At 38.7% G+C, this 11,072-nt stretch carries 10 protein-coding genes and 3 pseudogenes; 7 read left to right on the top strand and 6 right to left on the bottom strand.

Annotation, left to right across the window (positions count from 1 at the left end; all coding sequences use genetic code 11):
* From FFR48_RS29565 to FFR48_RS20425, 5 genes are all read left to right on the top strand, one after another.
* A partial coding sequence (locus FFR48_RS29565) for a hypothetical protein (protein ID WP_236104128.1) occupies window positions 1-381 on the top strand: 381 nt, incomplete at its 5' end.
* Window positions 382-1,335: 954 nt separating this feature from the next.
* Entirely contained in the window at window positions 1,336-3,036 is a 1,701-nt protein-coding gene (locus FFR48_RS20410; RefSeq protein WP_137668638.1) for an iron uptake porin, read from the top strand.
* Window positions 3,037-3,462: 426 nt separating this feature from the next.
* The gene (locus tag FFR48_RS20415) at window positions 3,463-3,900 is read left to right on the top strand and encodes an RrF2 family transcriptional regulator (RefSeq protein WP_137668639.1); all 438 of its coding nucleotides are present in this window, start codon (window positions 3,463-3,465) and stop codon (window positions 3,898-3,900) included.
* A 17-nt stretch (window positions 3,901-3,917) separates the two neighbouring features.
* Window positions 3,918-4,871 carry a cysteine synthase A gene (cysK, locus tag FFR48_RS20420; RefSeq protein ID WP_137668640.1) on the top strand — a complete coding sequence of 318 codons (954 nt, stop codon included), beginning with the start codon at window positions 3,918-3,920 and terminating at the stop codon, window positions 4,869-4,871.
* Between the two features lie 189 nt (window positions 4,872-5,060).
* On the top strand, window positions 5,061-5,750 hold the full coding sequence (locus tag FFR48_RS20425) for a J domain-containing protein (RefSeq protein WP_137668641.1): 690 nt from the start codon (window positions 5,061-5,063) through the stop codon (window positions 5,748-5,750).
* A gap of 48 nt (window positions 5,751-5,798) precedes the next feature.
* On the opposite strand, the gene FFR48_RS20430 is transcribed toward FFR48_RS20425, so the two are convergent.
* From FFR48_RS20430 to FFR48_RS20440, 3 genes are all read right to left on the bottom strand, one after another.
* The gene (locus FFR48_RS20430) at window positions 5,799-5,939 is read right to left on the bottom strand and encodes a hypothetical protein (protein ID WP_162501924.1); all 141 of its coding nucleotides are present in this window, start codon (window positions 5,937-5,939) and stop codon (window positions 5,799-5,801) included.
* 141 nt (window positions 5,940-6,080) lie between these two features.
* Window positions 6,081-6,449 carry a DUF433 domain-containing protein gene (locus tag FFR48_RS20435; RefSeq protein WP_137668642.1) on the bottom strand — a complete coding sequence of 123 codons (369 nt, stop codon included), beginning with the start codon at window positions 6,447-6,449 and terminating at the stop codon, window positions 6,081-6,083.
* A gap of 10 nt (window positions 6,450-6,459) precedes the next feature.
* A complete protein-coding gene (locus FFR48_RS20440) occupies window positions 6,460-7,170 on the bottom strand; it encodes a hypothetical protein (protein WP_137668643.1) in 711 nt (236 codons plus the stop codon).
* A gap of 176 nt (window positions 7,171-7,346) precedes the next feature.
* On the opposite strand from FFR48_RS20440, the pseudogene FFR48_RS30610 reads away from it, so the two are divergent.
* A pseudogene (locus FFR48_RS30610) lies at window positions 7,347-8,150 on the top strand (6-pyruvoyl trahydropterin synthase family protein); the annotation flags it as partial.
* Between the two features lie 27 nt (window positions 8,151-8,177).
* Window positions 8,178-8,621, top strand: a pseudogene (locus tag FFR48_RS30615) (6-carboxytetrahydropterin synthase); the annotation flags it as partial.
* A gap of 135 nt (window positions 8,622-8,756) precedes the next feature.
* Here the strand turns inward: FFR48_RS30615 and FFR48_RS20450 are convergent.
* The 3 genes and pseudogenes from FFR48_RS20450 to FFR48_RS29050 all read right to left on the bottom strand — a co-directional run.
* Window positions 8,757-9,731 carry a PrsW family intramembrane metalloprotease gene (locus tag FFR48_RS20450; RefSeq protein WP_096567728.1) on the bottom strand — a complete coding sequence of 325 codons (975 nt, stop codon included), beginning with the start codon at window positions 9,729-9,731 and terminating at the stop codon, window positions 8,757-8,759.
* 150 nt (window positions 9,732-9,881) lie between these two features.
* Complete coding sequence (locus FFR48_RS20455) at window positions 9,882-10,820, bottom strand: class I SAM-dependent methyltransferase (protein ID WP_137668645.1); 939 nt, start codon at window positions 10,818-10,820, stop codon at window positions 9,882-9,884.
* 24 nt (window positions 10,821-10,844) lie between these two features.
* Window positions 10,845-11,072: pseudogene (locus tag FFR48_RS29050) on the bottom strand (hypothetical protein); the annotation flags it as partial.

The raw sequence follows: 11,072 nt of genomic DNA on the forward strand, positions 1-11,072 counted from the left end.
GCACAGTACATCATACTACTCATGACATACCATCTCACCCTCACTTGTTCTCCATTCGCTATTCTTGATCACCCCCTTACAATTTATATTTCACATTTAATTATTACTCCTTATTCAATTTCTCTTTATTCATTATTATTTAGCTATCACTATTTACAATTTACCATTTGCTTTTCACCCTTCACCAGTCACCAGTCAGCAGTCACCAGTCACCAGTCACCAGTCACCAGTCACCAATCACCAGTCACCAATCACCAATCACCAGTCACCAGTCACCAGTCACCTCCTGACTATTGCCAAAATAATTTTCTGTGCTATGATAATTTCAGGTTAAAAACCCAGAGTTTTGCGCTCTGCCTTTTTGAAACTAAGACCGTTTAGGCAACAAGGAGGTGATGCCCATGATAGATAGTAGTAAAAGCATGGGTCATCAGGTTGCAGTTAGCCGGCTGTGCGCCGGGGCTGTTCTCTAAAAGTTAGCCTTAGTTATCCTGAGATTTAGTTATCCTGAGATACTAAGTTAGCTCAAGTAGCTAGGCTAAAAGTCGGAGTTCCTTCCGGCAGTCTGGTTGCAACCTGAAGACCCGCTAGACCGCCCTGAGTTAGATCATCGGATTTAATTTAGGGCGGATAGTTTTTTAGGGGCTAGTAACGGTAAATTTTCTCTTCACGAACATATAGCAGTAGACAAGCTGGTTAGGACATTCTCAAAAGCTAAAAGCTAGTAATAATAAGGGTTTTACTTTTGCCTCTTGCCTCTTGCCTTCCGCTATATCTGTATTTTTTTACAAGCTACAGAATTCGCCATTAATTGTTGAAAATAATTTAACTGCGCTTCATGGAACATTCAGACTTGGCAGGACATCCTCACAATATAGAGAGGTTTTTGCTAATAGAGGAAATTGTCCAATGGCAACAGCAAAGAAATTTAATCTAACAGATGTGATTGTTTAAATCAGTTGCAAACACTTTTGGCAAAAGCTGCTGTTATGTTTTTGTCCTGTATATCTGTGGTGTGAGTTGAAAATAGTTAATTGCTTGGTTGTGATTGAGAATATGATACCAGCTTATTTGCGCGGTATTTAATTGATAAATTTTATCTTGATCATTAGGCTGAGATATTTTATAATATAAAACTATGATTTAGATGCTTTTACATAAGTTAATTTCATGATTTTTTAACGATTCGTTAATCATTTTTTAACTTTGTAAAAACTAAAATTGTAGTAGTGGCAGCTATGCCTCATCCACAGGTCGCAAAAAGATATCGCATTTCGGATAAGTAGGTACTACAAAAACAGTCATCTATAAACGGTGTGAGGAGTAAAAGTAAAGATGTCTAATCTCTTGTGGAAGTCTCTGGTGGTTAGCCCAGCAGTTTTAGGAGCAGCGTTATTAGTTTCAGGAACAGCTGTTGCCGCTGCAAATGCCACCACTGAAGTATCAACACTGGAAACTCAAGCCGCTACAGAAGTTTCCCAACAGCCTGAAGTTTTAGCTCCAGTCGCTTCAAAAACGCAGGTTTTGTCCCAGGTTCAGAACTACAGCAACGAAGGTCAAAATTTACAGTCGCAAGTTACATCAGTATCTCAGTTTTCTGATGTTCAGCCCACTGATTGGGCATTCCAAGCATTGCAGTCTTTGGTAGAAAGATATGGCTGTATTGCGGGTTATCCCAATGGTACATATCGCGGCAACCGGGCCTTAACTCGTTATGAATTTGCTGCTGGTTTAAATGCTTGTTTAGATCGTGTTAACGAATTGATCGCCACAGCAACAGCTGATTTGGTGACAAAACAGGATTTAGCGACTTTACAGCGTCTGCAAGAAGAATTTTCTGCGGAACTCGCAACTTTACGGGGTCGTGTAGATACTTTGGAAGCCCGTACTGCTGAGTTAGAAGCGAATCAATTCTCTACTACTACTAAATTACAAGGTGAAGCTATTTTTGCTGTCACTGATTCCTTCGGCGCTACTCCTCCTGGACAAACTGTTTTGCAGAACAGAGTTCGTTTGAACCTGCAAAGCAGCTTCACTGGTAGAGATATGTTGAATACCCGTTTGACTGCGGGTAATGCCCAAGGTTTTGGAACCACAGATGAAACTAACCAAACCTTTGAAGTTGGTAGCACTGGTAATAACAATGTTGAGATTGACAAACTGACTTATGAAGCTCCTATTGGTCCTGCACAGGTCTACATAGCAGCTACTGGTGGTCAGCATAGCCATTATGCAGCAGTTAACAACCCTTACTTCTTCGATAAAACAGATGGCGGTAATGGTGCTTTAAGTACCTTTAGTTCGGAAAATCCCATCTATAGAATTGGTGGTGGTTCAGGTATTGCTGTTAATGTACCCTTTGGACAAGGCGGCGGCATTCTCAAACCAAGTTCATTAACTTTAGGTTACTTGGCTTCTGGAAACACAACTTCTGGCGCTGAAAACCCTGCTAATGGTGCAGGTTTGTTTGATGGTAACTATGCGGCTTTAGGTCAGTTAAACTTCAATGTTGGTAATCGTCTTGCTTTAGCTGCTACCTATGTACATGGTTATCATGGTGCTGGTAGTACCTTGTTTGATGCAGGACGTGATGGAGGTGCTGTTGTCGGTACAACACTAGCTAATACTCTCCGTTCACCAAGCGGCTCTTCCAGTAACTCCTACGGTGTTTCCGCAGCGTTCAAACCCAGCCAAAGACTATCTATTAGTGGTTTCGTTTCTTACCACGATATTACAGGCTTTGCTGCAAATGATGATTTTGAAGCTTGGAGTTATGGAGTTGGGGTAGCGTTACCTGACTTTGGTAAGAGAGGGAACGTATTAGGTATTTTCGGTGGCGTTCAACCCTATACCTTTAATAATGCTGGTGGTCCTAACACTGGTGATATGCCTTACCAAGTTGAAGGTTTCTACAAGTATCGCGTTTCTGATAACATCTCTGTCACCCCTGGTGTAATTTGGTTGCCAGCTGTTGGACAAAACAGCAATAGCCAGGATGCCTTTATTGGAACTCTCAGAACAACGTTTACTTTCTAGATTAAGAAAGTTGGTAGTCTGCTAACAATCTTTTAATCTGTTTTGCCCGCCATGAGGCGGGTTTTTTGTTTTGGGCAGAAAAAACCTAGAAAACCGATTCATTAATCGTAAGGGCGTATAGCATTCGGACAGAATATGAACTGGCTTCAGCGATAGGTTATCACCTGAATGCTTCGCCCCTACAAGATAAAAACAGATTACCTAGCATTGCTGAATCGACGCTCTAGAGAAGAAGGTGAGAACATTAACCAAAACTAAAACTTAGACAATTAAAGGCTTTTAGCACTGTCACCTGCTATAGCTGATTGCTGATGGCTGATAGCTGAATACTCAAAAAAAGTACAAACCCCAGTGTAAAACCGGAGTATACTAGAAAAAGTTATGAATTATGAATAATTAATGATCCTTTATTCTTAACTGCTGCTTGTGGAACTATCCTGTAAATCTGAATACGCAATTCTGGCGTTATTAGAAATGGCAACTCATTACGAAAGCGGCGAACCGATGCAAATTCGACAAATTGCTGCCCAACAAGACATACCAGATCGCTATTTAGAACAGCTACTTGCTACTTTGAGGCGTGGGGGTATAGTTAAAAGTCAACGTGGTTCAAAAGGTGGCTATCTGTTAGCGCGAGAACCTTGGAAAATCAGCGTTTTTGATATTTTGGAATGTTTAGAAGGGTTGGATATCAAGACAGGGGAAGATGATAATAACCCCAAAAGTGTAGATAGTGCCATTGTAGAAGAAATTTGGCAAGAAGCGCGTCAGGCTGCAAATGCAGTCTTGGAAAAATATTCGCTTCAGGATCTTTGTGAACAGCGAGATTCACGGAGGCAATTAGATATCATGTACTACATCTAAAGGAATCAAAAGTTATTATGCGGGTTGCTCGAAATATTACAGAATTGGTTGGACGGACTCCCTTGGTGCAGTTAAACCGTATTCCCCAGGAAGAAGGTTGTGTAGCACAGATTTTGCTGAAACTGGAAAGTATGAACCCATCGGCATCGGTGAAAGACAGAATCGGTGTGAGTATGATTAATGATGCTGAACGGGAAGGTTTAATCACTCCTAGTAAGACAGTGTTGGTAGAACCGACATCGGGAAATACGGGTATTGCTTTGGCAATGACAGCGGCGGCTAAGGGGTATAAATTAATTTTGACTATGCCGGAAACCATGAGTGCTGAACGTCGGGCAATGTTGCGGGCGTATGGGGCAGAATTGGAATTAACACCGGGTATTGAGGGGATGAGTGGAGCGATTCGCAGAGCGCAGGAAATTGTGGAAACCACACCACACTCATATATGTTGCAACAGTTCCGCAATCCTGCTAATCCTAAAATACATAGAGAAACTACAGCTTTGGAAATCTGGGAAGATACCGATGGCCAGGTAGATATGATTGTGGCGGGTGTGGGTACTGGTGGTACTATTACTGGTGTGGCGGAAGTTTTGAAGGCAAAGAAACCTAGTTTTCAGGCGATCGCTGTTGAACCTGCTAATAGTCCTGTGTTATCTGGTGGTAAACCAGGACCCCATAAAATTCAGGGTATTGGGGCGGGTTTTGTTCCCCAAGTTTTGAATGTAAAATTGATTGATGAGATAATTTCTGTCACTGATGAAGAGGCGATCGCTTTCAGTCGCAGGTTAGCTAGGGAAGAAGGACTATTATCGGGAATTTCTAGTGGTGCTGCTTTATGTGCTGCTATTCGTGTCGCCCAACGTCCAGAAAATGCAGGACGTTTAATAGTCATGATTCAACCAAGTTTTGGTGAAAGATATTTGAGTACACCTTTGTTTCAGGATTTAGAAGCTAAGACGGTAAACTAAGAATTCAGGAGTCAGGAGTTGTAGGGGCGAAGCATTCGGACGACCAATTATCAATTGGTGTCCAAGGCTATTTTCCCAATGCTTCGCCCGTACAGGAGTCAGTGAACAGTGAACAGATTAATAATAAAATTTATTGATAACTAATTACTGATGACTGATAACTGATAACTGATAACTGATAATTAAATCATGGAAGATTCTAACCATTACAAAACCCTGAAAGTTGATGCTAATGCCAGCCAAGCGGAGATTAAACAAGCATATCGCCGCTTGGTGAAAATGTTTCATCCTGACAGTAATCAGGAAACAGCTAATCATGAGGAAATTATTAGAATTAATGCTGCTTATGAAGTTTTGAGTGATGTTCAAAGTCGTCTAAAATACGATGAACAAATTAGAAAAGATGCCCAAAAATCAAATATTCATCGTCAAGAAAGAACTGCATCTGCTCAAAAACAACATAAGGCTAAAAAACAATCTGGAAAAGATGCAGATGAAAAGGTTGAAGAGTGGTTGCGTGTAGTTTATCAACCGATCAACCGCGTGCTTTGTCGCATTCTTAATTCTTTAGAACAGCAAATTGAAGACTTAGCAGCAGATCCTTTTGATGATGAGTTAATAGATCAATTTCAAGAATATTTAGATAACTGTCGGGATGATTTTAAAAAGGCTCAAAATACCTTTCATTCTTTACCAAACCCTCCTAGTTTAGCGAGAGTAGCAGCACATCTTTATTATAGTTTAAATCAAGTGGGTGATGGTTTGGAAGAGTTGGGATATTTTCCTTTAAATTATGATGATCGTTATTTGCACACGGGTCAAGAAATGTTTAGAATAGCAACGCGGTTACATTGTGAAGCGCAAGAATCTGTGGGGTGAAAAATGGTAAGAAGTAAGGAGTCAGAAGGTTTGATGATTTTTCAGATTTTATGGTAATGGTAAATAGACTATCCGATCTTGATATTCACCATCTTCTGAAGCTAAAGCAACTAATATTAATTCTTCTATATTTTCACCAACACTTAAATTAGGATTGACAATAAAGATTCCTGGTATGTGACGATTCATGGCAATAAGCTGTTGTGCATTTAATTTGTATAAGTGGAACAGGCATCTTGCCTGTTAAACAAGAGTTCAGAATATTAGGATTATACAATTTAGCTGTGTAACAGCTTATGATCAGATAAATGCACTGGCATAGAAGTGCGGTTATTTGTCACCAATATAAAATTGTCTCTCTTTTCTAAGTTGTCTGAGTTTTTCTGATACTGGTGGGGGATTCAGTCTTTGTTGTTCTCTCATTTTATGACCATGTTCTATCCAGGTTTTCATATAATTGCTGACAATTTCTTTGTTTTGTAAATAGTACAGAATTGTTGCATATACCTGTTCTAAAGAAATTGATTGATATATTTGGGCGATTTCTTCTGGAGAACGTCCACAATCAATATATTCATATAAAATTGTTTCAATTCCTATTCTTGAATTTTTCAGTCTAATGTCTCCAGGAGAAAGGAAATTGAAATATTCGGCAATGTCTTTGTTAGGTATATTTTGATGAATTTTTTGGTTGTTCATAAATTTAACCTCATTTCAAACTTTCATAGGCAGACATAATCTTATTATCTGCGCGATTAGTTGCCTCTGATGCCATTGTTTCGTGGCAAGTTACACCTATAGTCATTTCAACGGCAGCTATACGCAAAGCTAAATACTTTTCAGGTAAAGCTTCAGCCTCCTTAACTAGCTTGTCTACTTTTGGTTGCAGTTTACGCATCCTTCTTCCACATTCTGCTAAACCTTCTAGATCAGTTCGCTGACGTAGGCTATTCATTTCTCTGCTTTCTGTTATTAAATTTTGTAATTTATTATGAATTAACAAAGCACGTTTTTTAAATTCTTTTTCTGTTGATGCGATGTCTTGAGAACTACCAACAACAAAATTAGTCTCAGCTTCTGCAACCTTAATATTTAGCAATTCAGAAATTGAAACATTTGCTCCAGTTAAATTTTCTCCTCTTTGACCAATAATTTCCTTGACTTTTTCAGATTGTGCCAGTGGAGAAAACGTAACTTTTATATTATACTTTCCATTACTAAGACCTTCTTTTTCTCCCAAAACGGATGTGAAAGTTCCTTCATTCACCAATACTTTATCTTGATAACCTTTTCCCAGAGATGGATTGTTCATAGAAATTAACAGATTAGCACTATTGGGAAGATTGGTTAAGCCAATAACTTTTGCCCTACCATCTTCTGTTCTTTCTACTTTAAGGGTAAGTAATACAGGTTCTGACATTAAAGATACTTCATTTCTAATCTTTGAGCCTTCTTTGTCTTTTTAATATCTTTATCCTTTCCCCAGTACCTACTCAAGAGTTACCAGTAAACAAACAACTTACCACCACAGCACAAATTGGTTTACACTGGATACAGTGAAAGATAAAGAAATATTAAATTTTTACCAGTGCAGTCATGGAATGTATCATAAATCGCCGCGCTCAGTTTTCAGCTACTCATCGGTATTGGTTGCCGGAATTGAGTGAAACCGAGAACCTAGAAAAGTTTGGTCCTTTCTCGAAATTCCCCGGTCAAGGTCATAACTATGTATTATTTATCTCCATGTCTGGTGAACTGGATGAGTATGGAATGGTGTTAAACCTGTCTGATGTAAAACACACCATCAAAAACGAAGCTACCGGTCAACTAGATTTTTCTTACCTGAATGATGTGTGGCCAGAATTTAAACAAACTCTCCCCACCACAGAAAATATTGCTAAAGTGATCTGGGAACGGTTAACACCGCATTTACCCATCGTTAAGGTGCAGTTGTTGGAACATCCGCAGATGTGGGCAGAATATCAAGGAGAAGGAAAAAAAGCCTCTTTAACCATCAGAAGTCATTTTAGCGCCGCCCATCGTTTAGCGCCTAACCTGAGTGCAGAAAAATATGGTAAATGTACCCGCACCCACGGACACAACTATCATTTAGAAGTGACTGTAGAAGGGGAAATGGACTCACGTACAGGAATGATTGTAGATGTTCGTGCTTTAAAGAAAGTAGTTGAAGATCATGTTTTAGAATTATTTGATCACTCCTGCATTAATGAAGATATTCCTTATTTTGCTGAATCACAAATAGTTCCCACCACAGAAAATATCTCTCGTTACATTAGTGATTTACTGCAATCTCCAATTCAAAAATTGGGAGTAAAATTATCCCAGGTGAAATTATTTGAAAGTGATCAACTGTGGGTAGAATACAAAGGTAATGGATCAGAAACATTTTTCAATGTAGCTACTGATTTTAGTGCAGCCCATAGATTAGCACATCCTGATTTGAGTTTAGAAAAAAATAAACAAATTTACGGTAAATGCGCTCGCATTAATGGACACGGACATAATTATCATTTAGAAGTCACCGTCAAAGGGGAAATTGATCCAGTTACAGGAATGGGAGTTGATTTAGGTGGTTTAAATCAAATCATTAAAAATTCTGTAATTGAACCAATGGATCATGGTTTCTTAAATAAAGACGTTTCCTTTTTTGCTCAAGTTGTACCCACTGCGGAAAACATCGCATTTTATATTAGTAATACATTGCGATCGCCTATTCAACAACTAGGAGCAGAACTTTACAAAATCAAACTCGTAGAAAGTCCTAATAACTCCTGTGAAATTTACGCTGCTGACTTAGATCAGACTTCTGTAAATGCAGCAGTCAAACAACTAGAATTAGCAGCAGTTTAAGTTAAGTAGGGGCGAAGCATTCGCAAAATAGCCTTGGACAAAAATTGATAATTAGTCACTCGAATGCTTCGCCCGTACAGGAGTCAGGAGTCAGAATATTTATACTGCATCCTGCTCCTGACTTCTCACTTTTCATCATTGAAAAAAATATCGACGACGGGCTAAATTGCGTAAATAAAGATAAATCAACCAAGCCACAAAACCCAAACAAAAATTAATAAAAATTTCCCTAAATATAAACAAGAAAATCTCAGTATCAAAAATTCTTATTATTGGCAAAGGACTAACTTTTCTCACCAAAATAAAAATGCCAAAAATAGCATTACCACCCAAAATCAACATCAGCAAAATTAAACTTCTTTGCCAAAAACGCTGCTTAGAAGTATTACCAGAAATTAAAGTAATAGGACGTTTACCTTGAGATTTTCGCCAAAATTGTTCTAGTCGCCAAAACAACCATAACAAAAAAGGAAATAAACAATAACCAAGAAAACTAATGGGAGGGGGATAAACCCAACTTCTAGATAAAATATTTACCAAAGCATGAAATAAAACCGAATTTAACCAAGCAGTAAAAATTGAACTTCTATCTTTATTTAAACGTCTGCTAGAAAAAATATATTTTCCTAACGCATACCCCCAAGGAGCAACAAACATAGAATGTACAGGAGTGCTAATAATTCGTTCTAAAATTGGTGCAGTACCATGAAACCAATAAACCCAATTTTCCTCAGCAGTAAACCCCAAAGCAGCAGCTATCGTAAACAGAAAAACCGTACTAGTGCGTAACCTATAACTGCGTTGAAAATAACAGATAGGAATAATAACAGCAGCAAACTTACAACCTTCTTCAACTGGACCAATAACCACCAACTGCCGCAGGGCAAAACCAACAAAATAACGTTGTATTTTTGCCCAGTTCATAACAGAATTAGCAGCAATTTCTATAGCCCATTCTAACCCCAAAGCCACAAAACCAGAAATTGCACCAACTACAAAAAAACATAGTATTTGTAGGGGAAAAGGAGGCGCTGAAATTCGGCGATAGTAAAACCACAAAAACAGCAGCGGTGGAATTATTGCCCAGAGTACAAGAGATAAATTATGCACACATTATCAATTGATAATTGATAATTGATAATTGACAATTGTTTCATTAAAGGTTAAAACCTCTCCTTTCTATGAGAAAAAAGAAAAAATTTCCTATTTCCTAATGCTCTCATTTCCAGGGAAGGGGAGGTAATTGTCAATTGTCAATTGTTAATTTTCCATTGTTGAATTAATGACTTGAGCAATAATAGTCCGATGACGAGGACTGTTATTAGTAATAGTTGAATTTTGAAAACCAGCCTCAACTAAAGCTTGCTCAATATCTAAAGTGAAATATTCATCTAAATAAGGTTCTGTACTTTTGAGCAAAGTGAAAACATAAGTAGGCATTTTTTTGTAAATTTCTGATTTGGGATTCATATCCATAATTGTTAAATGCCCACCTGGACGCAAAACCCGTCTTGCTTCTGCAAAAATCTTTCTAGTTGCTGACTGGGGCAATTCATGACACATTAAAAAAATCGAAACTAAATCAACAGAATTATCTGCTAATCCTGTAGATTCAGCTTGAGCATGAACCCAGTTAATATTACTTTGACGTTGTTGAGAACGATAGTTAGCAACAGCTAAAAAATAGGGAGATAAATCTAAACCTGTGATTTTGGCTTGGGGGTAAAGTTCTTGTAGAGCAAAGGTACTTAATCCCACAGCACAACCCAAGTCTAAAATATCTTGTGGTGGATGGGGAAGTTGAGCTTTGAGAATATTGTGATAACTTTGACGCAGTTGAGTATCACCTTCAGCACCTGCATCTTTCCAAATGCTGGCATGAACAGTACGAGCAGCCACTTCCAACTCAAAAGCAGCCTTCCAGCTAAGATCCCCTCCATCATAAGCGTGAAATGGACGTAAGTAATATTCTGGATAGGTAGTTTGAGGATTTTGGACTTGAGCTAAATCATTTGCCCAATCTCGTGCTGCTTGTAGTTTTTCAACTTCTTGATTCCAAGGTACACCTATTTTCTCAGCCCGTTTAATCATCATTTGTCTGGCTTGGTGTTTAGCTAGGTTAAATAAAGGCTTAACTGAAAGAATGCCATTGACTAAGCGGGAAGGTAAGTCAGGAGAGGTTTTAATAGCAGTAGTCATACATTTTTGTAGTTGGGAACAGCTTTATTTTACAGCAGGTGACTGGTGACTGGTGACTGGGGACTGGTGACAGTGTAAGAGGGAATAGGGAATAGGGAATAGGGAATAGGGAATAGGGAATAGGGAATAGGGAATAGGGAATCGGTAATAGGGAAGAGGGAAGAGGGAGTAGGGATGAGGTAGTGGGGGATGGGTAGACGGGAGTTCGCGATGTGGGATGGAGATTAGTAAAAGGAGTAGGTAGATGTTGTG

Origin of the sequence: Sphaerospermopsis reniformis (genome assembly GCF_005402885.1) — a bacterium.
Classification (GTDB): domain Bacteria; phylum Cyanobacteriota; class Cyanobacteriia; order Cyanobacteriales; family Nostocaceae; genus Sphaerospermopsis; species Sphaerospermopsis kisseleviana.

What these genes read in the sequence shown, in the direction of transcription:
- FFR48_RS20455 (WP_137668645.1), bottom strand. Translation starts at nt 10,820, where the DNA reads ATGACTACTGCTATTAAAACCTCTCCTGACTTACCTTCCCGCTTAGTC.
- FFR48_RS20425 (WP_137668641.1), top strand. Translation starts at nt 5,061, where the DNA reads ATGGAAGATTCTAACCATTACAAAACCCTGAAAGTTGATGCTAATGCC.
- FFR48_RS20410 (WP_137668638.1), top strand. Translation starts at nt 1,336, where the DNA reads ATGTCTAATCTCTTGTGGAAGTCTCTGGTGGTTAGCCCAGCAGTTTTA.
- cysK (WP_137668640.1), top strand. Translation starts at nt 3,918, where the DNA reads ATGCGGGTTGCTCGAAATATTACAGAATTGGTTGGACGGACTCCCTTG.
- FFR48_RS20430 (WP_162501924.1), bottom strand. Translation starts at nt 5,939, where the DNA reads ATGAATCGTCACATACCAGGAATCTTTATTGTCAATCCTAATTTAAGT.
- FFR48_RS20435 (WP_137668642.1), bottom strand. Translation starts at nt 6,449, where the DNA reads ATGAACAACCAAAAAATTCATCAAAATATACCTAACAAAGACATTGCC.
- FFR48_RS20440 (WP_137668643.1), bottom strand. Translation starts at nt 7,170, where the DNA reads ATGTCAGAACCTGTATTACTTACCCTTAAAGTAGAAAGAACAGAAGAT.